We start from the raw sequence: 21,062 nt of genomic DNA on the forward strand, positions 1-21,062 counted from the left end.
TCAGGATCTCCTGGTCGGTCTGATCAGAGCTTAGCGCCTGGTCCGAATTTCGGGGACCACTTCAGCAGTCGCTCCAACCAGTCCTGCTCGACCTGATGCCGGTCATGCAGTGCCTCGAGTCGCTCCTTGAGGGTCTCCAACGTCTGGATAATGGCAGTGGTGGAGGAAGCCAGCAGCTTGCGTATGACCAGTGACACCAGGTGGCGTTGGCGAGTGGGCACGCCATAGCTGTCTTCGCGCTCCAGGTAGCCCGAGACAAGATGGTAGAGCCGCTGTTCATCCTGGGAGGGGGTGAAGGGGATCGTCAGCGCCTTGCGCTCGGTGTACTGCACATACTCCAGCACCTGGCGGCGGAGGGTGCGTTTGGCGAATTCATCAAGCCGGCGTCGCAGCCCCTCTATATCGTTGCCGCCACGCATAAACTGTCGGCGAAAGCTGATGGCATCACCGAACAGCTGGTCATCAATCACAGTCGACAGACCGTAGAGTTCGAGCAGCGAGTTCTGCAGTGGTGTAGCGGTGAGCAGCAGCTTGCGACTGCCGGCAAAGGTGCGTTTGATGGCCTGCCCGGTGCGATGGCTCTCACGGTGAGCATTACGCAGTTTGTGAGCCTCGTCGATCACCACCAGGTCCCAGGGGATGGTGCGCAGCTGGGGCTCCAGCTTGGCCGCGAAGTGGTAGGACATCACGCTGATGACATCCTGATCCAACGGGTCGTAGATTCCCTGATCACGCTGCTGTTTGTAGGTGCGAGCATCCAGCACCTGAGTGGGCAGGTGGAATTTCTCAGTCAACTCAGTCGCCCACTGCTTACGCAAGGCTGCTGGAGCAATCACCACCAGCCGACGCCGACGCTCTGCCCAGTACTGGCAGATGACCAGCGCAGCTTCGATGGTCTTGCCCAGCCCCACCTCGTCGGCCAGCAGCACGCCTTTGGTCAGCGGGTTCTGCAGGGCGAACAAGGCGGCATCGATCTGGTGGGGGTTGAGATCGACCGAAGCGTCGAACAACGAAGTGGCCAGACGGTCCACGTCTCCACCCCGTCGCTGGCGAGTGAGCTCATAGGCGAAATACTTGGCGTGGTAGTCCGTGATGTGCTCTGTGGTCATCCCTGAAGCCTGTCCGGTTGCGATAGGAGCAGCTACCCACTCTCTCCCGCGCCGGCACGATGATCAAGGCGACTTAGGGTGGTGACTACACCAGCTTGAACGGCTCGATATGGCCGAAGGTGCCGGTCTTGGTCATCGCGGCGCAGGGGTGCTACATCGCGCGTCCTCACCGCCACGAGGGCATCGCCCACCCCCGCTCACGCGCAATGCCGGCAAGCACCGGGTCCGGATGGATGGCGTGCGGTCTCTCCACCGCCTCGAGAAGCGGAAGATCGTTGCGGGAATCAGAGTAGCCCCAGGTCTCCGCTGGCTGCGCCTCTCCCAGCCATTCCCGGAGTGCGTGAAGCTTCCCTTCCTTGAAGGTGCGGATACCGCGCGCCTGGCCGGTATAGCGACCGGCTTGCTCCTCGAGCTCCGTCGCCAGTGCCGCATCGCAGCCCAAGCGCCTGGCGAGTGGCGCCACCAGCTGGGCGGTCGAGGCGGAGATGACGACGGTGGTATGCCCCTGCTCGCGATGCCATGCCACCTGCGCAAGGCCTCCCGGGAATAGCCGCGGCATGATACGACTATCCAGGAAGACCTCGACCTGCTCGGCCACTTCCTGGACCTTGCGTCCCGCCAAGGGGGCGAGCAGAAAGGCCAGATGTGCCTCCATATCCAGGGTGCCTGCCGCGTAGTCGGCCATATGGCTCTCCCAGGTGCGGCGATACTCGGCGGTATCCGGGATCCAGCCCTGTTCGATCAGCCACTCGTTCCAGTACCCGGTTATGTCCCCGTCGAGCAGGGTGTCATCCAGATCGAACAGCGCCAGGCGCATTGCCCTGCAAGACATACTCACTCCTCAATATCCTGAACCTCATCGAGGTCGACAAACACCAGCACCTCGCTCTCTTCCGCCAGCAGATGGCGACTGCCTCGATTGAGGGCATCGACAGAGAGCTCAATCCCGGAACACTCCACCGCATAGCGTACGACGTTGCCCAGCAGCTGACGACGGCGGATCACGCCACGACACCCGGGACCCGCGTGAGTCGGCAACTCGCCACCTGGCGTGGTATCCGACACCGGCTGCAGGTAGATGGCCTCGGGACGCAACGCCACGCGTGCCGCCCTGCTCACCTCGCCAAGCAGCGCATGCGCCTGCTCCCCCGACAGCACGTTGTAGTGCCCCATGAAGCCAGCGGCCTGATGGCTGCGGGGCCGTGTGTACAGTGCTTCGGCATCCCCTTGCTGCAGGATACGTCCGTCATGCATCAGGAAGATGCGGTCGGACATCAGCAGCGCCTCTTCCTGATCGTGGGTCACGAACAGCGTCGTCAGGCCAAGCGTTTTCTGAATGTCGCGCAGCTGCTGACGCAGATGACGGCGGATGCGTGCATCCAGCGCCGACAGCGGCTCATCCATCAGCAGGATACGGGGCTCCACGACCAGCGCACGTGCCAGCGCCACTCGCTGGCACTGCCCTCCGGAGAGTTGATGCGGAAACTTGTCGGCATGCTCGCGCAACTCGACCAGGCGCAGCACCTCGTCCACGCGGCGGCGGCGCTCCTCCTGGGGCACCTTCTGCATGGCAAGCCCGAAGGCGACGTTATCGGTGACCCGCATGTTGGGGAACAGCGCATAGTGCTGGAACACCATGCCGACGCCGCGCTGCTGGGGAGGGAGTGCTGTGATCTCCTCGCCATCCACCACGATGCGACCTTCATCGATCGAGTTCAGCCCGGCGATGGCCCTCAGCAGGGTCGATTTCCCGCAGCCGGAGGGGCCCAGCAGCGTGACGAACTCGCCCTTGGCGATCAAGGCATCGATCTGGGAAAACACCTGAGTCTCGCCGAAACGCTTGGCCAGGCTCTCGAGACGCAGGTAGTCGGGGGATGCAGGGGCTGTGGCACCATGTTGCCTTGCCGGTAAATCAGCCACGGTATCGCGGCGATCGAGCGTCGAGAGGTGGTCGCGGGCATAGGGAGCGGCGGTCAAGGTTGTCATGCGTTGGCATCCTTGGCGATGGCGTGGCCGGCCTGGCGATTCCCCAGCCAGGTCAGCAACAGGGTGAACAGGAAGAGCGTGATCACCAAGGCGCTGGTGAAATGGCCGCTGGTCCCACGCATGTTGTTGAGATAGACCTGCAGGGTCTCGAAGCGGGTACCCACCAACATGTTGGCGAAGACAAACTCACCCACCAGGAAGGAGAAGGAGAGGAAGACGGCGACCTGAACGCCGATGCGGATATTGGGCAGGATCACCAGGAAGAAGGCCCTGAACGGCGTCGCGCCAAGCAGCTGAGCGGCATCCATCAGCGATTTCATATCGATGGCCCGCAGGCTGTTGGCGACGGACCGATAGACGAAGGGAAGCGCGATCGTCACGTAGGTGAAGATCAGGATCCAGGGGGAGCCCACCAACGGCAGCGGGCCACCGGCATAGAGCTGCAGCAGCCCCACCGAAGAGACCACCGGCGGCACGGCAAAGGGCACCAACACCAGCCCGCTCATCCAGGCATCCAGCCGCGGGTAGCGGGTATGGGCCAGGAAGGCCACCGGCACGACCAGTACCAGGCTCAGCACAAGGGCTCCCAGGGTCACCAGCATGGAGCGAGCGAACGCCAGCTGGAAGCGCGGCGTGCTCCACAGCTCCAGGAACCACTTGAGTGTCAGCCCGTCCGGCAACAGCGTGGCACCCCAGCTGGTCGCCAGCGCATACCCCAGGGTCGCCACCAGAGGCAGTGCCAGCAGGGTAAAGACGCCCCCCACCACCAGGGCATGAATAGATAGACGCGGTAAGCGAAGCGTCGGCAGGGCCGGTGCCTTGGGCCGCGACAGGGTGAGATCAGCGTTCTGCGACATGATGGCTCCTGCGTAACAGCCACTGCTGAATCAGGGTGACCAGGGCCAGCAGGCCCACCAGGGTCAGCGCCAGGGCGCTGGCCAGGTTGGGCTGCAGGAACAGGTCGCCCGACACCAGGTTGGCGATACGGATGGTCATGAGGTTGTAGCTGGTGTTGACCAGGGCGTAGACGGTGGCATAAGCGCCCATGGCATTGGCAATCAGGATCGTGAAGGTCCCCGCCAACGCCGGACGGAGCACCGGTAGGCCGATGTGGTACCAGTAGGCGACTCGCCCGGCGCCCAGCAGGCTGGCGGCGTCACGCCAGTCGGCGCGCAGCCCCGCGAAGGCGGGAAACAACAGCAGCATGCCCAGCGGGATCTGGAACCAGGTGTAGATGACGATCAGGCCGGTGCGTGAGTAGAGCGAGAAGTCATCGATCAGCCCGACACGCTGCAGGGCCAGGGTCAGCACTCCGTTGGCTCCCATCAGGATGATGAACGCGAAGGCCAGCGGCACCCCGGCAAAGTTGCTGGTCATGTTGGTGAAGGCGATCATCCAGCGACGCAGCGGGCCACTGGTACGGGTCAGGCTATGGCACGTCAGAACGGCGATGATAAGCCCCAGCAGACTGGAGACCAGCGAGATCTCGAGGCTGCGCCAGATCGCCTGGCGAAAAAAGGGCGACGTGGCGATCTCCTGAAAGTGCCCCAGCCCCCAGCTTCCCTCGACCTGAAAGGCGCTGACGGCGATCCAGCCCAGAGGCGCCATCTGGAAGGCGACGAAGACCAGCGCGAATGGCATCAGCCACAGCCAGGCAGGCAGCAGGCGCTTCACGAAGCGTCCCTCCCCTTGACCAGCAGTTCAGGGTGAGATGGCTTGTCGTGCTGCAGGCCCAGCAAGCTGGCAAGCGTGCCGCACAGCCGGGGCTGCTGGACGGTGGTTGCTGCGTCATGGGCAAACGCCTCGCCGAACAGCCACAGAGGCACCCGACGCTCCTCTTCCAGCAGGCCCGAGTGGGAGCCGTCGGCATTCATCCCATGGTCGGCGGTGACCATGACGTGGTAACCCTCAGCCAGCCAGGTCGGCAGGTAATCGGCTAGGGCGATATCGGCTCGCCGCGCGGCGTTGCGGTACTGGGGCGACTCCCCGCCATGACGGTGGCCGGCATCATCAACATTCATGCTATGCACCAGCAGAAAGTCAGGGTCGCTCAGGCGGCGCAGCGCCTCGGCATCGCTGAACAGGTGATCGTCGGGGTAGTGATCCTGCCAATAGAACAACCCGGCCTGAATGGCGCTCTCGGGATCCTGATGGAAACGATGGCGTGCCGGCACGAAGGGGGCTTCCAGATAGAGCTCGCTGACCCAGTGATAGGCCGCCGCGGCGGTACGCCGCCCCTGGCGAACCGCCAGATCGAACAGGCTGGTGCCGGTGGAGCGGCGCACCACCTGGTTGTGCACCACACCGGAGTCCACCGGGCGATCCCCCGTCAGCAGACACTCGTAGAGCGGACGCGACATGGCGGGCAGTTCACAATCCAGCGTGTGATAGCTGCCACGGCCCGCCTCACACAGCGCATGCAGGTGGCCCATGGCGTGCTGACCCACGGCATGGTTAAGGCCATCAAGCACCACGAGGATGACGCGATGAGACATTCAAACCTCCTTGCCGCCTCACGGGGAGGCGGCAATCGATGAGAGAGCGGAAGGGTTACTGCTGGTGCATCAGTACCTGGGACTGCCACTGGCGCGGCAGCTGGCGGGCACTCTGTTCCCAGGCGTCGAAATCTTCCACCGGCCGGGCATTGGCGTATTGCTCGTTGGGCAGCAGCTTGGCGGCGATCTCCTCGGGGAGGGTCAGGTGCTGGGCGCGGATCGGCCGGGCATAGCCCTCTGCCAGATTGAACTGACCCTCATCGGAAAGGATAAACTCGCGTGCCAGCTTGGCGGCGTTGGGGTGCGGGGCATGCTTGTTGATGATGGTGGCATAGCCAGAGGTGACCGAGGCATCGGAGGGGATCACCACCTCGAAGGCGTCACGATCGATCTGGTCGCGATAGTTGAGGGCGTTGAAGTCCCACAGCAGGGCCACCTCGACCTCACCCTTCTCGAGGTTGGCGATGCTGGGGTCCGCCAGCGAAAGACGCCCCTGGCGAGCCAGCTCGGCAAACAGCTCCAGCCCCGGGGCCAAGTCACTTTCATCCCCACCGTTAGCGAAGGCCGCCGCCAGCACGGAGCTGTTGGCCTGAGCCGCCTGGCCCACGGCGCCTAATGACACGCTGTACTCCCCCTCGGCCAGATCGGCGAAGCTACGCGGACGCTCCTCTTCCGGCACCAGCTGCTTGTTGGTCATGAAAGCGATGGTGCCGGTATAGCCGAGCACCCAGTGGCCCTCGCCGTCCTTGGCCCAGTCCGGAATCTCGTCCCAGGTGGCCGGCTTGTAGGGCTGGGTGACGCCCTCCGCCACGGCGATCGGGCCGAAGCTGATGCCCACGTCACCGATGTCGGCGGTCGCGTTCTCGCCTTCCGCCTTGAACTTGGCGATCTCCTCGGCGGAGCTCATGTCCGTATCCATGTGCTCCAGGCCGTAATGCTCCTGGAGGTCCGCCCAGGTGTCCTTCCAGTTGGCCCAGGTATCCGGCATGCCGACGCTGTCGACACGGCCCTCCTCCTGGGCGGCAGCGATCAGATCTGACAGCTCGGTGGAGGCCTGTGCCTGGCCGGCAAACAGCGTGGTACCCAGTGCGGCGGTCAAGGTGAGGCGAAGCAGCGTCGAACGTGTCGGATTCACGGTGTGGCTCCATGCAGGTGGTCAGGGTGAAACCGCCATCTGGTCTAGTTCAGAAGCGGCTGACAGGAGGCACACTAGGCCAACAAGGTGACAGTGGCGTGTCGGTAACATGGCAATTGGATTGCCTGCCGCCGTCCTCGACAAACATTGGCATCATTGGTATTCCATGGAACTGCTGTCATCGTGACGACATGGAAGTTTCGATAGGCTGACACGCAGCATGCCGTTTATAACGGAACGACAACTGAACTAGACCAGAAACGAGACACCCTTGACCACGATGCCACCGCCTTCTCCGACGTCAGCACCCAGCCACCACCCATCCAGCCTGACGCCACCGGCGAATCGACTGCGCCATGCGCTGCTCGACATGTTGGCCGACAAGGCCGTCGGTCACGGAGCGCGGCTACCCTCGGAACGGCAGATGATGGCGAGCTTCGGCACAACACGCATTACCCTGCGAGAAGCGCTAACGCAGCTGGAAGCCGAAGGGCGTATCTATCGGGAGAATCGTCGTGGCTGGTTCGTCTCCCCCCCGCGCCTGCGCTATGACCTGCTGGCCTGCCTGCCTTTCCGGGAGATGGTGGAGTCTCAGCAGCGCCGGGCAGAGACCTACGTACTGGAGGCAACTCATCGCCCAGCGTCTGCCAGAATCGCTGCCCGCCTGGGGATCATGGAGGGCACACCGGTCTACCATATCGTCAGAGCCCGTCACGTCGATGGTCGCCCCGTGCTGTATGTGGAGCACCACCTGCGCACGGACTGCTTCCCGGGGATTCTCGAGCACGACCTCGAAACCCGCTCGCTGACCGAGCTCTATCGCAGTCACTACAGCATCCGCGTCAGTCGCGTGAGCTTCGAGCTCTGCTCCACGGTGCTGGATGAGCGAGCCGCTGATGCACTTCGTGCCGCCTCGGGAGGACCTGCTCAGCGAGTCACTCGCATCAACTTCGACCAGAATGGACGAGCCATCGATTACGACGATGAGCTATGGCGCCACGATGCGATTGCGCTGACCCTCTCAGCGGCACCTCAGAATGGTGCTTAGTCATACTTCTCTTTACGGCGGGGCGAGATCAACAAGCTCCAATACTGGCTTAACATCACTCGGGCCTTGGTGGTATCGGTAGGAGCACACGCCCCGAAGCGCAGATCATGCCGACTCGAGATGGAGATGAAGCACAAAAAACCGCCTCATGGGCGGTTGGGGGAATCGCGCTGGGCGATTGATATATCATGTCTTGAAATGGTGCCGACACCAGGAGTCGAACCCGGGACCTACTGATTACAAGTCAGTTGCTCTACCAACTGAGCTATGTCGGCAATAGCCGCACTGAAGGCGACATGGAGGACCACTCCTCCTGGCGAGAAAAACCGTGAACTCGGGTCCACGGTCTTTCGAAAACAAGGTTGGCGATGGCTGGGGTACCAGGATTCGAACCTGGGAATGCCGATACCAAAAACCGGTGCCTTACCACTTGGCTATACCCCAGCAGCTTGGTGGCCAGAGAGGGAATCGAACCCCCGACACGGGGATTTTCAATCCCCTGCTCTACCGACTGAGCTATCTGGCCCCTTGCCAACGGTGCGTATTAAACCCCAACCGGCTTTTCGCGTCAACCCCTTTCTTATCATCAAGATGAGGGCGGCACGTAACCTTCGGCCTGATCGGTCTCCTGGTTGTCGAAGAAGCGCTCCATCTGCTCCATCAAGTACTCGCGGGAGGAGGGTTCGAGCATATTGAGGTGCTTCTCGTTGATCAGGCGGGTCTGCAGGGCCTGCCACTCTTCCCATGCCCGGCGCGAGACATTGGCCTGGATCTCCTGGCCCTTCTTTCCAGGCAGCGGGGGAAATGGCAGGGCATCGAGCTCCTGCTGATACTTGCGGCAGAACACGGTCTGACTCATGAGACGTCTCCTAGGCAGATGGAAGCTCAGGGCCCCGGCGGCATGTCCAGGGTGAAGGTCGCCAGGCTCGCCAGCAGGGCCTTCACCGGGGCCGCCAGGCCCACGGCATCGGGATTATCGGGATCGTACCAGCGGCGCGCCTCCCCGATCGAATCGAGGCTCCCGATCCGCGCCGGCTGGGGCGTGATCTCCAGACGGAAATGACTGAAGACATGGGTGAAGGAGGCGCCCGGCGCATCGAGCCGGCTGTCTGGGGCATGGATGTCGAGCCAGGCCTGCAGGGCCAGCGCGTCATCGAACTGTGGCAGGCTCCAGAGCCCACCCCACAGGCCGCTGGAAGGGCGTTGTTCCAGCAACACCCTTCCCCGCGCATCGCGCAACAGCAGCATGCGAGTGGTTCGTGTGGGCAGCGCCTTCTTCGGTTTGGATTCCGGGAAGCGGCGCTCCTCACCGCGCGCATGAGCCACACAGACATCGCTGAAGGGGCAGCGACCACACTCGGGGGTGCCGCGCCGACACAGGGTGGCGCCCAGGTCCATCATCGCCTGGGTGTAGTCGGCCAGGCGATGGTTTGGCGTATAGTGATCGGCCAGCGCCCATAGCCTGCGCTCCACCGCCGGACGCCTCGGCCACCCCGCCACGGCATGCAGCCGGGTGAGGCTGCGCTTGACGTTGCCATCGAGGATCACCGCCCGCCGCCCCTGGCTCTGCGCGATGATGGCGCCGGCGGTGGAGCGGCCGATACCGGGCAGGGCCGCCATCTCGTCGAGGCTGTGGAGTGGAAACGCCCCGCCATGCTCCTCGACCACCACCCGGGCGGCCTTGTGCAGGTTGCGTCCTCGGGCGTAATAGCCGAGCCCCGTCCACAAGTGCAGCACTTCATCCTGCTCCGCCGCCGCCAGGCGGCGCAGGTTGGGAAAGCGCGCCATGAAGCGCTCGAAGTAGGGGATCACGGTGGTCACCTGGGTCTGCTGCAGCATGATCTCCGAGACCCACACCCGGTAGGGCGTGCGGTCTTGCTGCCAGGGCAGATCATGGCGGCCATGCTGATCGAACCAGTCGAGCAGACGCTGCTGAAAGGTGGCGGGCGCGAGTACGGGTGTCGGTGTATCGGTCATTGAAGCTCAAAAAAAGGCGCCGGCACGAGGCCGACGCAGAGACTGACTTTGCTCACTTGAAGAGCCCCCTCAAGGAGTCACGAAGTTCCTTGCCGGCACCCTCGCCGAGGCGCTCCTCGAGCTTGTCGAGGGCCCCCTCCAGCTGCTGCTCCACGGCATCGCCGGCACGCTCGCCAAGCTCATCGCCCAGAGCCTCACCGATGGCCGCCTGGAAGCCGGTGCTGTCGAAGCGGCACCACTCGGCGCTATCGCCGTCGAGGCTGCCCTCGCAGCGTACTGGAAGGGGCAGGCGCTCGAGGCGACGATTGACCTTGCAGGCCATATCGGCGGTATCCACCACACGTGCCGCGGCACGTAGGTCGAAGCGTTCGCTGGTCAGGTCGAGCCAGCCCTCGCCGCCTACGTCGATCCCCGGCAAGGTGACGATGATGTCATCGCTCTCCACGACGCCATCGCGCACCTCGAGGGTAGCCTCGGCGCGCTCGAAGCGTGTATCCGACGCCCACTCCCGCTGGGTCGTCTCTCCCTGCAGGGTCGCCACGGCGCTGCACAGCTCCTTGGACACGTTGACGTCGAGGATGGCACCATCGTCCAGTCGTATGGCGAGGCGCCCATTGAGGCCGCGTTTCATCACCGGCCAGGCATTGCCATGGGTGGTCAGCGAGCCATCGACAAAGGCTCGACCCCGCAGCGGCGCCCGCTCATCACCCTCGCCCAGTGCCTCCAGCAGAGTGTCGACACGCACACGCTCCAGGCGATGCGCTAAACGCCAGGCGATGGGGTCGCGGGTCAGATCCAGCTCGCCCGTGGCGGCCAGGCTTCCTTCATAGAAGGCCGATTCCAGCGACGACAGTCGCAGTCGGCCATCCTCACCCTCTAGCGCCAGCGAGGCGTCCTGAAAATCCAGGCCACCTAACCGCAGTTGGCTCAGGGTCAGGCTGGCGTCCAGCGACAGTTCACGCAGCCAGTCGACGGGCAGCATCTCGCCCTCCTGGGCATAGGCGCGACCGATGCCGGGCGACCAAAGACCCGCGCCGTCCGGGGCGGTCCCCGAAGCGGCCGGCAGATAGGCGTCAAGGTTCAGGCTATCGCCCTGCAGCTCGGCCTCCAGGCTTTGCCCGTCGAGGCCCGCCGTCAACCTCCCGGTGAAGGTGCTGTCATCGAGCACCAGGGTCATGCCGCTAAGAGCCACCTGCTGGAGGTCGCCCTCCAGGGGGGTCGTCAACGCCACATCGGAGAACGCTTCGAGATCGGCCGTGGTCGGCAGGCTGCCGAAGCGTTCAAGCCATGGCCGCAGCGAGGTCGGCGCCAGGCGCAGCTGACCGTCGTAGCGTGGTTCATCGTAGAGGGCGGCAAGATTGAGATTGCCGCTCAGGCGCAGGCCATCATTACCACTCAGCGTCAGATCATGCAGTTGGGCGCTGCCGTCGGCAATATCTGACTCCAGGGCGAACTCCATGACCAACGAGAGCGGAGCCTCCCCGAGCACGGCATGCTCGAGTGTCGCATTCAGCGTGCCGCGCTCCAGGCGCAGCTGGCGCTCCCTCGCATCGATCACCAGTCGCTGGCCACTCAGCTCCAGCTGCTGTGGGCTCTTCACACCGGCCAGCTGGTTGCGGGTGACCAGGGAGAGGTCCTCGAGACTATAGCGGCGTTCGGCCAGGGCCAGGGCGAGGCGCCCCTGCAGGGTGACGTCACTGGCCAGCTTCGGCACGGTATCACCGGCACCCGTCGGGGTATCGTGGCCAAATAGCTGGAAGCTGGTCGTGAAGGGGAAGGGACGCCGCGGGTTGACGTTGCGCCCGGTGACCGAGAGCCCCTTGAGGTGCAGCGAGCGGCCGATGGCCTGGTCGGTGTAGTTCACCTCGCCGTCCTTGACCTCCACCCGGGCGATATTGAAGGCCACGGAGGGCCCACTGCCACTCGGTGTCGGTGCCGTGGAGGCACTGGCAGGTGTCGGCAGCTCCTCATCGTCATCGGCCAGGCGCTCGAGCAGCGTCTCCCAGTTGCCCCGTCCGCGCTCGTCGCGCGACAGGTTGAGGCGCAGGCCATCCAGGGCCATGCCGTCGATGGCCATCTCTCCGCGCAGCAGCGATGTGAAGGCCAGGCTCACCTCCGCGCGTCGAAAGGCCATGAAGGCCATGTCCTGCTCGATGGACTGCTCCGGCAGCCAGGCCTCGGCCTGCTCAACGCCGACCCCCAGTCGTGGATAGAATGACCAGGAGAGGGGGCCCTTGAGGTCCAGGGTCAGGCCGGTGCGCTCCTTTACCACCTCCTCCAGTTCCGGCTTGAGGTCTTCAGGGTCGAGGAAGGTGGTAACGTAGATCACCGCCCCCACGGCCAGCACCGCGAGAATGCCGATGGCGGCCAGCAAGGTGCTCAACAAACGCTTCATCGTGGCAACTCCTTGGAATGACGGCCCGAAAGAGCGAGTTCGTAGTGATCGCCACTGCGATCGAGACGATAACCGAGCCGCGAGAGCATCAGCTGATCGGCCATCTGCAACTGGGCCACCTCGACACGCAGCGGCTTGCCCTCAGCACTGGCGGCCTGGGCAACCAGTGTCAGCAGGCGCGAACCGACGCCTCTGCGGCGCGTCGGCTTGCGAACGCAGAAGTGCGACAGCCACCAGGCCTCACCGTCATCCCGCAGCGCTATGGCGCCAATCAGGCGGTCATTGAAGCGTGCACACAGGAAATTCCCCCCAGAGTCCAGGTGCGCTTCGATGAAAGCATCAGGCGCTGACGGCAGACGCTCGGCGGGCGCATCAGCATAGATACGAACAAGGTCGGTTCGGGCCTGAGCGTCCATGTCACAGGCGCCCCGGTCGACGGGGTGCAGTGTCACCGGCATAGCTGATCTCCTGGGCCGGGGCAGCGAGGTTCGCCACCGCGGAGGGGGCATTGTAGCGGATGGGGTCGGCGATTCTCTATAATGGCAGTTTTACGGTGACGGGCGAGCCCTGCCACCATCCTGTTTCCGCGGGCCGCCTCCATCGGTAGTCCGCATCGACATGCGCCCAGGCGCTGGAGTTGCCTCAATGTCCGAGCGTATTGCCACGGTCAGCCGTGACACCCAGGAGACCCGCATCAGCGTCACCATCAACCTTGATGGAAGCGGCAAGCTGAGCTGCGAGACCGGTGTGCCCTTCCTCGATCACATGCTCGACCAGGTGGCCCGTCATGGCCTGGTCGACCTCGATATCAAGGCCGATGGTGACCGCCATATCGACGACCACCACACCGTCGAGGACCTGGGTATCAGCCTCGGCCAGGCCTTCGCCAGGGCCATCGGTGACAAGCGCGGCATTCGCCGCTACGGCCACGCCTATGTGCCACTCGACGAGTCGCTATCCCGGGTAGTCATCGACTTCTCGGGGCGCGCCGGTCTGTTTATGGACGTGGAGTTCACTCGCGCCGCCGTGGGCAGCCTGGATACCCAGCTGTTCTGGGAGTTCTTCCAGGGCTTCGTCAATCACGCCATGGTCACCCTGCATATCGATAACCTGAAGGGGTTCAACGCCCACCATCAGGCGGAGACCATCTTCAAGGCCTTCGGTCGTGCCCTGCGCATGGCCCTGGAGCCCGATCCGCGCATGGCCGGACAGATGCCTTCCACCAAGGGCAGCCTGTGAGCCCCACGCACCACCCCACGAGGAGCGCCCCATGACCATTGCCGTCATCGATTACGGGATGGGCAACCTGCATTCCGTCGCCAAGGCACTGGAACACGTCACCCACGAGAACGTGGTGGTCACCCGCGACCCGCGCCGCATCCTCGGCGCCACACGCCTGGTGCTGCCCGGCCAGGGTGCCATTCGCGACTGCCTCGGCGAGCTGGAGAAGACCGAACTGCGTGGTCTGGTGGAGGAACTACTGGCCAGCCAGGAGAAGCCGCTACTGGGCATCTGCGTGGGCCAGCAGATGCTGCTCGACCATAGCGAGGAGAACGGTGGCATCGACTGCCTGGGCTTCCTCGGCGGTGAGGTGAAACGCTTTCCCGCCGATATGCGCGACGACCTGGACCAGCGCCTCAAGGTCCCCCATATGGGCTGGAACCTGGTTCACCAGCAGCGCGATCACCCACTGTGGAAGGGCATCGATCAGGATGAGCACTTCTACTTCGTGCATAGCTACTATGTAGCGGCCAGTGACGATGCCACGGTGTTCGGCACTACCGACTACGGCCGCACCCAGGCCCATGTGGCCATCGGCCGCGACGCCACCTTTGCCGTGCAGTTCCATCCCGAGAAGAGCTCACGCGCAGGCCTCAGGCTGCTCGAGAACTTTATCAACTGGGCGCCCTAAGCCGCGCCGGGATCAACTGGGCGCCCTAAGCCGCGCCGGGATCAACTGGGCGCCTTATCCGCGCCGGGATCAACTGGGCGCCTTATCCGCGCCAGGATTAACTGGGCGCCTTATCCGCGCCAGGATCAACCGGGCGCCTCGGGCGGTGCCCGGCCCCGAATCCATAGGAGTCTGACATGCTGGTAATTCCCGCTATCGATCTCAAGGATGGTCAGTGCGTGCGCCTCAAGCAGGGCCGCATGGACGATTCCACCACCTATGGCGATGATCCGGTGGCCATGGCCGAACGCTGGGTCGCCGCCGGCGCTCGTCGCCTGCATCTGGTGGACCTCAACGGCGCCTTCGAGGGCAAGCCGGTCAACGGCGAGGCAGTCACCGCCATCGCCCGACGCTACCCCGACCTGCCGATCCAGATCGGCGGCGGCATCCGCTCCGCCGAGACCATCGAGCACTATCTTACGGCCGGGGTCAGCTACGTGATCATCGGTACCAAGGCCGTCAAGGAGCCCGAGTTCGTCGGCGAGATGTGTCGCGCCTTCCCGGGCCACGTGATCGTCGGCCTCGACGCTCGTGACGGCTTCGTGGCCACCGACGGCTGGGCCGAGGTCTCCGAGGTCAAGGCCGTTGACCTGGCGAAACGCTTTGCCGACGACGGCGTCTCGAGCATCGTCTACACCGATATCGCCCGGGATGGCATGCTGAATGGCGTCAACGTCGAGGCGACCGCGGCGCTTGCCCGCGACGGCGGGCTGCCGGTGATCGCCTCGGGCGGAGTGACCAACCTCGATGACCTGCGCGCCCTGGCAGACGCCCGGGAACCGGGCATTCTGGGCGCCATCACCGGGCGCGCCATTTACGAGGACACCCTGGACCTGGCCGAGGGCCAGCGGCTGTGCGATGAACTCGCCGAAAAAGGTAACTGAACATGGGACTCGCTAAGCGCATCATCCCCTGCCTCGACGTCGACGCCGGCCGCGTGGTCAAGGGCGTCAACTTCATCGGCATCCGCGACGCAGGCGATCCGGTGGAGATCGCCCAGCGCTACAACCAGCAGGGCGCCGATGAGATCACCTTCCTCGACATCACCGCCAGCCACGAGGACCGCGATACCACCGTGGAGATGGTCGAGCGCATCGCCGGCGAGGTGTTTATACCGCTGACCGTGGGCGGTGGCATTCGCAGCTGTGATGATATACGCACCATGCTCAACGCCGGTGCCGACAAGGTCTCCATCAACACCGCCGCGGTCACCAATCCCGAGTTCGTTCGCGAGGCCAGCGAGCGCTTCGGCAGTCAGTGCATCGTGGTGGCCATCGATGCCAAGCGGGTTTCCGCTGAGGGCGAGGCGCCGCGCTGGGAGATCTTCACCCATGGCGGGCGTCGCCCCACCGGCCTGGATGCCGTGGAGTGGGCGAAGAAGATGGTGGAGTACGGCGCCGGCGAGCTGCTGCTGACCAGCATGGATCGCGACGGCACCAAGGCCGGCTTCGACCTGGGGGTGACCCGTGCCATCGCCGATGCCGTCAGCGTACCGGTGATCGCCTCCGGCGGGGTCGGCACCCTCGACCACCTGGTGGAGGGCGTACGCGAAGGAGGAGCCGATGCGGTGCTCGCCGCCAGCATCTTCCACTTCGGCGAGTACACCATCCCGGAGGCCAAGCGCTATATGGCCGAGCGCGGAATAGAAATGCGCCTCTGAGCCAGCCGGCGTCAGTCGGCCGACAGGCCGAGATTGCTGACGCCCTCGTTGTGCCCCAGGCGGCGCAGGGCCTTGAGGGCGTCGCGGCCCAGTACGCCCTCTTCCACGGCTTCCAGGGCTGCATCCTGGAAGTCATTCTCGTCCTCCATCAGCGGATGCTCGCGCACCAGCGCCGCAAGGCGCTCGCCATCCTCCTCGCCCTCGGTCAGCTCGATAAAGGCCCGCACGCCGCCCCGCGAGGCGCGGCTCACCTCCAGCACCGCCTCCGGCGCCTCGCCCTGCAGGGTATCGAGCAGCGCCGAGAGAGCCGCCACGGCCTCGGTGGCACGCCGGGCCCCGAAGCTGTCATCACCCTCCGGCGGCGCCAGCTCGGCCAGCTTCTCGGCCTGTCGCTCGAAGTCGATCTTGGCCCCGGCAATCGCCAGGCGCTCCCACACCAGATCGAGAATGGCTCGCAGCCCCGCCGGGTTGCCCTGGCCGGCCGTCTGGGCATAGAGCGCATAGTTGGGCAGCAGTCGCTCACACAGCGCCGCCATAAAGGCCTGCTGGCGGCGCGGCTCGAGGCCCTGCAGACGCTGAAAGAAACCGCTCATGGACTCTCCTTGGGCTTACATTATCAAAATCTCGCTGAACCACGAGGGGCGTCGGTGACAGGTCGCAGGGACGGGTTCACAGCGCCTCCCCGATGGTCCGACACTTCGGGGCCTGTCCCCGAGAAAGCCCCGTTTGAGCGATATAACTCACGGCCACATCCGCTCTGCCGGGGCGCGGCCGCGGGCATCCAGCAGCACTCCCTCGGCGGCCAGGCGCTCGCGCTGTTCCGCGGCACCGGGGTGATCGGCCAGCCGACGCGAGGCGGTGATGATGCGATACCAGGGCAGCCCGTGCCCCTCGGGCAGGTCGCGCAGGGCGCGGGCCACCAGCCGTGGCGTGGCACCCTCGGCCATGGCGGCGATGCGCCCATAGGTGGTCACACGGCCGTGGGGAATCTCGGCGATCACGGTCAGGACCTGCTCCCTCCAGCTAGCCTGCATGTTACCTCCGTCCGACGCCTCATCACCCTCTGCTGGACAGGACTCCCCATGCCCTGTTCCCGCTCTACCTTTCCCGTCCTGCCTTGCCCTCTCCGCTACTGCGCCGACCACTCCCTCGCGAACGCAAGGCAGCTCTCCCAGTCACCCACATGCAGAAAGTCGCCCGGGTCGCGCTTCTCCAGCTGGTGACGATACATGGGGTCATAGTATTCGGTCAGCAGTGGCGCCAGCCACGCCTCGTGGGCCTGGGAGTTGCCCCGCTCATGCTCGCGAAAGGCCAGCTCCTGGAGCCGTTGCAGCCGAGCCAGGCGCGCGCTGCCGAGACGCTTGCGCAGCTTGGCCAGAGACTCCTCCAGCTGCTTGCGCATCAGGGCCCAGCCCAGCCACTCGCCGAACTGTCGGTGATAGACCGTCCACAGCTCCTCGATATAGTCACGGTGGATCTGCGCCAGGCGCCAGTCCAGGGACATCTCCACGCGTATCCGCGGGGCGCGCTGCATCCCCTCCCAGAAGGCCTGGGGCAGGTTGGAGCCACCGATATGGCGAGACTCATCCTCCACCACCAGCGGGCCCGGCAGCGCCAGCAGGCGCAGGCCCATGGCGTGCTCGAAGTCGATCTGGCTGGGGGCCTGAAGTGGGTGGCGGCCGAAGGCGGACCCCTTGTGACGCGCGCACCCCTCCAGGTCCAGGCCGTTGTCCAGCGCCAGCACCAGATCGGTCTTGGCGCAGCCGGTGAGCCCGCCCACCACCAGCAGCGGCTGCTCGGCGGCGGCATCGATGCGGGCACAGAGCGCCTGGCGCATCGCCTTCCAGCCGCCGCGGATACGTGGCCGGGTGATACCCGCCTCACGGATCCACTGCTGGGCGATCTGCGAGCGCAGACCGCCGCGAAAGCAGTAGACGATGGCATCGGGGTGCCGCTCGAGCTCCGCCTTCCAGGCCGCGACCCGGGCCGCCTTGACCTCACCGCGGACCAGTCGCTCACCCAGGGCGATGGCCGCCGCCTGGCCACGCTGCTTGTATTCGATACCGACGAGTCGCCGCTCCTCGTTATCCATCAACGGCAGGTTGACCGCCCCGGGCAGAGCCCCCTGAATGAACTCCACGGGGGCACGCACATCGATAAGCCGTCGCCCCTCGCTCAGCAGCCCCGGGTCGGGGTCGACCAGCGGCAGCTCACTCATCCACGCACCTCGATACGCGCCGGCCCGCTGGCCTCGACGATCTCGCCGAAGGGCTGGAGGGTCAGGCCATGCTCACGGCCGATGCGCTCGACGTCATCTTCCCAGGCCGGGTCCACGGCCAGCAGCAGGCCGCCGGAGGTCTGGGGATCGCACAGCCACTGCCAGTGGGCCTCGTCCATCTCGGGCAGGCTAGCACCCAAGGCCTGGCGATTGCGCAGGGTCCCCCCCGGCATCGCGCCCCGGCGGCGATAGGCCTCGGCCTCGGCCAGCCGCGGCAGGCGACGGAAGTCAATGCGCGCGGCCACCTCACTGGCCGCGCACACCTCGGCCAGGTGGCCGCCGAGCCCAAAGCCGGTGACATCGGTCATGGCATGCACTCCCGCTATCCGGGCCAGGTCTACGCCGATGCGGTTGGAGCGCAGCATGGTCTCCCGGGCCAGGCCCTGGTGGCCGGGCTCGATCAGCCCCTTCTTCTCCGCCGTGGTTAGCATGCCGACCCCCAGCGGTTTGGTCAGGAACAGCAGATCACCGGGCCTGGCGCCCTTGTTGAGCTTGAGGTGATCGAGCTCGACGAGCCCGTTCACCGCCAGGCCGAAGATAGGCTCCGGGGCATCGATGGAGTGGCCACCGGCCAGGGCCAGCCCCAGCTCGCGACACACTGCCTGGGCACCGGCCATCACGTCGCCGGCCACCTCGGCGGGTAGCTTGTCCAGCGGCCAGCCGAGGATACCGAGCGCCATGACCGGGGTGCCGCCCATGGCGTAGATATCGCTGATGGCATTGGTGGCGGCGATGCGCCCGAAGTCGAAGGGGTCGTCGACGATGGGCATGAAGAAATCGGTGGTTGCGATCATGCCGCGGCCATCGCCCAGATCGTAGACGGCGGCGTCCTCGCGGCCCTGATTGCCGACGATCAGGCGCGAATGGCTCGCGCCGGGACCGGCCTTGGCCAGGATGCCGTCGAGTACATCGGGGGCGATCTTGCAGCCGCAGCCGGCGCCGTGGCTGTACTGTGTCAGGCGGATGGCGCTCATCGGATTCTCCTCGCAATCAGTGATGGGCATTCTAACACCAAGGACCCCGCTCACAGGGCCTCAAGGGCATCGGCAAGCTTGTCCACCGCGACGACCTCCATGCCTTCCGGGGCATGCTTGGGGGCATTGGCACGCGGGACGATGGCACGGGTGAAGCCATGCTTGGCGGCCTCGACGATACGCTCCTGACCGCTCGGCACCGGGCGGATCTCGCCGGAAAGCCCCACCTCGCCGAACACCACCAGCTCGCGCGGCAGCGGACGGCTCTGCAGGCTGGAGACCACCGCCAACAGCACTGCCAGGTCGGCGCTGGTCTCCAGCACCTTGACCCCGCCAACCACGTTGAGGAAGACATCCTGGTCACCGGTGAACAGGCCACCGTGGCGGTGCAGCACGGCGAGCAGCATCGCCAGGCGGTTGGCGTCGAGACCCACGGCGACCCGACGCGGATTGCCCAGTGGCGAATCATCGAGTAGCGCCTGTACCTCAACAAGGATCGGCCGAGTGCCCTCCCATACCACCATCACCAGGCTGCCCGGCGCCTGCTCCTCGGTGCGCGACAGGAAGATGGCACTGGGGTTCTTCACCTCCTTGAGACCGTGCTCGAGCATGGCGAAGACCCCCAGTTCGTTGACCGCGCCGAAGCGGTTCTTCTGACCGCGCAGGGTACGAAAACGCGAGTCGGCGCCCCCTTCCAGCAACAGCGAGGCATCGATCATGTGCTCCAGCACCTTGGGGCCGGCCAGGCTGCCATCCTTGGTCACATGCCCCACCAGCAGCAGCACGGTGTTGCTCTGCTTGGCGAAGCGCGTCAGCGCCGCCGCGGATTCGCGCACCTGGGCCACGCCGCCCGGGGCCGAGGCGATATCCTCCAGATGCATGGTCTGGATGGAGTCGATGATCAGGATGTCGGGCCGCTCGCGCTCGGCCACCGCCAACACGGTCTCGACACTGGTCTCGGCCAGCATCTTCAGCCCCTGGGTGGGCAGCTGCAGTCGGTGGGCGCGCATCGCCACCTGGGAGAGCGACTCCTCGCCGGTGACATAGAGAACCCCCTGCTGCTGGGCCAGCTTGCAGGCGGTCTGCAGCAGCAGGGTCGACTTACCCGCCCCGGGGTGGCCGCCCAGCAGCACCGCCGAACCGGGCACCAGGCCCCCGCCCAGCACCCGGTCGAACTCGGCGAAAGTGGAAGAGAGGCGCGGCACCTCGCTGAGATCGACACTGCCCAGGTCGACCACTTCGCGAGTCAGGGCACCGGCATAGCCGCCACGACCGCCGCCCGCCGCTGCCGCGGCGCTCCCGCCGCCGGGCCGTGCCGGAGCGAGACGCACCTCGCTGAGGGTGTTCCATTCGCGACAGCTTCCACACTGTCCCTGCCACTTGCGGTACTCGGCGCCGCATTCGGTACAGACGAAGGCGCTCTTTACCTTGGCCATGGCATGTCTCATCGGTGGTTAAATCGTAGAAAACCGCTTGGGCGAGGCCCCAGACCCCGCAGGGGAGGCGCGGCATCTGCCTCAACGGCAGGGGGCGGCCAAAAGGCCGCCCCACTGGATCACTCAGCATCATTCGCCGGCGATTACTGACGCTTGAGCTGGAGCATCTCGCTGTTCTGGAAGCGGCGACGCTCGGGGTCGATCAGCTCCAGGGTCTGAGGATCGAGGCGCAGGAAGTAGTAGATCTGCCCCTCGCCGTCAGGAGTGAGCTCGTAGACAGTGGCATCGGGCTCGTTGGCGGTGCCGGAGAGCACCTCCCAGTTGCCGGCGTAGGTCTCGTCCGGGGGGCTCTGGGGGTGGCCACGGTAGGAGGCATTGAGCTCGAAGGTACGCTCCGCGGCAGCGGCCTGCTCATCGCCACGCATCAGCACATCGAGGTCGATACCGTCACAGTTGCGACACGGCAGAGTTCCCTGGTAGCGCTCTTCATCGGGCTCCACGGCGGCGCCACCCGGGCCACCGCTGGGGCCGGTGGCACACCCGGCCAGCAGCGCGAGCAGGGCCGATCCGGCGAGCAAGGTCCTGATTTGCATATATATCCTCCTGGACAGTGGTCGT

The 21,062-nt window shown here is 65.3% G+C and carries 22 protein-coding genes and 3 tRNA genes; 5 read left to right on the forward strand and 20 right to left on the reverse strand.

The genetic code is table 11. The annotated features are described in order from the left end of the window. Positions 1-23 precede the first annotated feature (23 nt). From GRB80_RS14110 to GRB80_RS14140, 7 genes are all read right to left on the reverse strand, one after another. A complete protein-coding gene (locus GRB80_RS14110) occupies positions 24-1,109 on the reverse strand; it encodes a DEAD/DEAH box helicase (protein ID WP_237562000.1) in 1,086 nt (361 codons plus the stop codon). Positions 1,110-1,275: 166 nt separating this feature from the next. Beyond that, entirely contained in the window at positions 1,276-1,941 is a 666-nt protein-coding gene (locus GRB80_RS14115) for an HAD family hydrolase (protein ID WP_202597235.1), read from the reverse strand. A 2-nt stretch (positions 1,942-1,943) separates the two neighbouring features. Then, on the reverse strand, positions 1,944-3,095 hold the full coding sequence (locus tag GRB80_RS14120; RefSeq protein WP_161423993.1) for an ABC transporter ATP-binding protein: 1,152 nt from the start codon (positions 3,093-3,095) through the stop codon (positions 1,944-1,946). Next, positions 3,092-3,952 carry an ABC transporter permease gene (locus GRB80_RS14125; protein ID WP_161423994.1) on the reverse strand — a complete coding sequence of 287 codons (861 nt, stop codon included), beginning with the start codon at positions 3,950-3,952 and terminating at the stop codon, positions 3,092-3,094. The genes GRB80_RS14120 and GRB80_RS14125 overlap by 4 nt, the downstream gene beginning before the upstream one ends. Further along, positions 3,936-4,769 (reverse strand): ABC transporter permease, encoded by an 834-nt coding sequence (locus tag GRB80_RS14130; protein ID WP_161423995.1) that lies wholly within the window; start codon positions 4,767-4,769, stop codon positions 3,936-3,938. The genes GRB80_RS14125 and GRB80_RS14130 overlap by 17 nt, the downstream gene beginning before the upstream one ends. Next, positions 4,766-5,590 carry an alkaline phosphatase family protein gene (locus tag GRB80_RS14135; protein ID WP_161423996.1) on the reverse strand — a complete coding sequence of 275 codons (825 nt, stop codon included), beginning with the start codon at positions 5,588-5,590 and terminating at the stop codon, positions 4,766-4,768. Before GRB80_RS14135 ends, GRB80_RS14130 begins: the two co-directional genes overlap by 4 nt. A gap of 55 nt (positions 5,591-5,645) precedes the next feature. After that, positions 5,646-6,725, reverse strand: a complete 1,080-nt coding sequence (locus tag GRB80_RS14140) for an ABC transporter substrate-binding protein (protein ID WP_309663428.1) — start codon at positions 6,723-6,725, stop codon at positions 5,646-5,648. 280 nt (positions 6,726-7,005) lie between these two features. Between GRB80_RS14140 and GRB80_RS14145 the strand changes: the two genes are divergently transcribed. Continuing rightward, positions 7,006-7,773 (forward strand): UTRA domain-containing protein, encoded by a 768-nt coding sequence (locus tag GRB80_RS14145; protein ID WP_161424368.1) that lies wholly within the window; start codon positions 7,006-7,008, stop codon positions 7,771-7,773. A gap of 199 nt (positions 7,774-7,972) precedes the next feature. On the opposite strand, the gene GRB80_RS14150 is transcribed toward GRB80_RS14145, so the two are convergent. The 7 genes from GRB80_RS14150 to GRB80_RS14180 all read right to left on the reverse strand — a co-directional run bounded on the left by GRB80_RS14150 (position 7,973) and on the right by GRB80_RS14180 (position 12,603). Then, positions 7,973-8,048: transfer RNA gene (locus GRB80_RS14150), tRNA-Thr, on the reverse strand. A 94-nt stretch (positions 8,049-8,142) separates the two neighbouring features. After that, positions 8,143-8,217 (reverse strand) — tRNA-Gln (locus GRB80_RS14155). Between the two features lie 6 nt (positions 8,218-8,223). Further along, a tRNA-Phe gene (locus tag GRB80_RS14160) sits at positions 8,224-8,299 on the reverse strand. A gap of 60 nt (positions 8,300-8,359) precedes the next feature. After that, entirely contained in the window at positions 8,360-8,632 is a 273-nt protein-coding gene (locus GRB80_RS14165; RefSeq protein ID WP_132043675.1) for an oxidative damage protection protein, read from the reverse strand. A 26-nt stretch (positions 8,633-8,658) separates the two neighbouring features. Beyond that, the gene (mutY, locus tag GRB80_RS14170) at positions 8,659-9,750 is read right to left on the reverse strand and encodes an A/G-specific adenine glycosylase (RefSeq protein WP_161423997.1); all 1,092 of its coding nucleotides are present in this window, start codon (positions 9,748-9,750) and stop codon (positions 8,659-8,661) included. 52 nt (positions 9,751-9,802) lie between these two features. Continuing rightward, positions 9,803-12,145, reverse strand: a complete 2,343-nt coding sequence (locus tag GRB80_RS14175) for an AsmA family protein (protein ID WP_161423998.1) — start codon at positions 12,143-12,145, stop codon at positions 9,803-9,805. Further along, the gene (locus GRB80_RS14180) at positions 12,142-12,603 is read right to left on the reverse strand and encodes an acetyl-CoA sensor PanZ family protein (RefSeq protein WP_132043669.1); all 462 of its coding nucleotides are present in this window, start codon (positions 12,601-12,603) and stop codon (positions 12,142-12,144) included. The genes GRB80_RS14175 and GRB80_RS14180 overlap by 4 nt, the downstream gene beginning before the upstream one ends. Positions 12,604-12,790: 187 nt before the next feature. Between GRB80_RS14180 and hisB the strand changes: the two genes are divergently transcribed. The 4 genes from hisB to hisF all read left to right on the forward strand — a co-directional run bounded on the left by hisB (position 12,791) and on the right by hisF (position 15,756). Then, positions 12,791-13,384 (forward strand): imidazoleglycerol-phosphate dehydratase HisB, encoded by a 594-nt coding sequence (gene hisB / locus GRB80_RS14185; protein WP_161423999.1) that lies wholly within the window; start codon positions 12,791-12,793, stop codon positions 13,382-13,384. A 31-nt stretch (positions 13,385-13,415) separates the two neighbouring features. Then, positions 13,416-14,057 (forward strand): imidazole glycerol phosphate synthase subunit HisH, encoded by a 642-nt coding sequence (hisH, locus tag GRB80_RS14190; RefSeq protein ID WP_132043665.1) that lies wholly within the window; start codon positions 13,416-13,418, stop codon positions 14,055-14,057. A gap of 176 nt (positions 14,058-14,233) precedes the next feature. Then, positions 14,234-14,980, forward strand: a complete 747-nt coding sequence (gene hisA / locus GRB80_RS14195) for a 1-(5-phosphoribosyl)-5-[(5-phosphoribosylamino)methylideneamino]imidazole-4-carboxamide isomerase (RefSeq protein WP_161424000.1) — start codon at positions 14,234-14,236, stop codon at positions 14,978-14,980. Between the two features lie 2 nt (positions 14,981-14,982). Next, the gene (gene hisF / locus GRB80_RS14200; RefSeq protein WP_132043661.1) at positions 14,983-15,756 is read left to right on the forward strand and encodes an imidazole glycerol phosphate synthase subunit HisF; all 774 of its coding nucleotides are present in this window, start codon (positions 14,983-14,985) and stop codon (positions 15,754-15,756) included. A gap of 11 nt (positions 15,757-15,767) precedes the next feature. On the opposite strand, the gene GRB80_RS14205 is transcribed toward hisF, so the two are convergent. The 6 genes from GRB80_RS14205 to GRB80_RS14230 form a co-directional block, all read right to left on the reverse strand. Next, entirely contained in the window at positions 15,768-16,349 is a 582-nt protein-coding gene (locus tag GRB80_RS14205; protein WP_161424001.1) for a YjaG family protein, read from the reverse strand. Positions 16,350-16,496: 147 nt separating this feature from the next. After that, positions 16,497-16,790, reverse strand: a complete 294-nt coding sequence (locus GRB80_RS14210; protein ID WP_161424002.1) for an MGMT family protein — start codon at positions 16,788-16,790, stop codon at positions 16,497-16,499. A 95-nt stretch (positions 16,791-16,885) separates the two neighbouring features. Then, positions 16,886-17,974 (reverse strand): tRNA 2-selenouridine(34) synthase MnmH, encoded by a 1,089-nt coding sequence (gene mnmH, locus GRB80_RS14215; protein ID WP_161424003.1) that lies wholly within the window; start codon positions 17,972-17,974, stop codon positions 16,886-16,888. Further along, positions 17,971-19,008: a selenide, water dikinase SelD gene (gene selD, locus GRB80_RS14220; protein ID WP_161424004.1), complete on the reverse strand. Its 1,038-nt coding sequence runs from the start codon at positions 19,006-19,008 to the stop codon at positions 17,971-17,973. Before selD ends, mnmH begins: the two co-directional genes overlap by 4 nt. A 50-nt stretch (positions 19,009-19,058) precedes the next feature. After that, on the reverse strand, positions 19,059-20,444 hold the full coding sequence (radA, locus tag GRB80_RS14225) for a DNA repair protein RadA (protein WP_161424005.1): 1,386 nt from the start codon (positions 20,442-20,444) through the stop codon (positions 19,059-19,061). 143 nt (positions 20,445-20,587) lie between these two features. Continuing rightward, on the reverse strand, positions 20,588-21,037 hold the full coding sequence (locus GRB80_RS14230; RefSeq protein WP_132043649.1) for a copper resistance protein NlpE N-terminal domain-containing protein: 450 nt from the start codon (positions 21,035-21,037) through the stop codon (positions 20,588-20,590). Positions 21,038-21,062: the final 25 nt, after the last annotated feature.

The sequence above is a fragment of the Halomonas icarae genome (assembly GCF_009901955.1).
GTDB classification, from domain to species: domain Bacteria; phylum Pseudomonadota; class Gammaproteobacteria; order Pseudomonadales; family Halomonadaceae; genus Halomonas; species Halomonas icarae.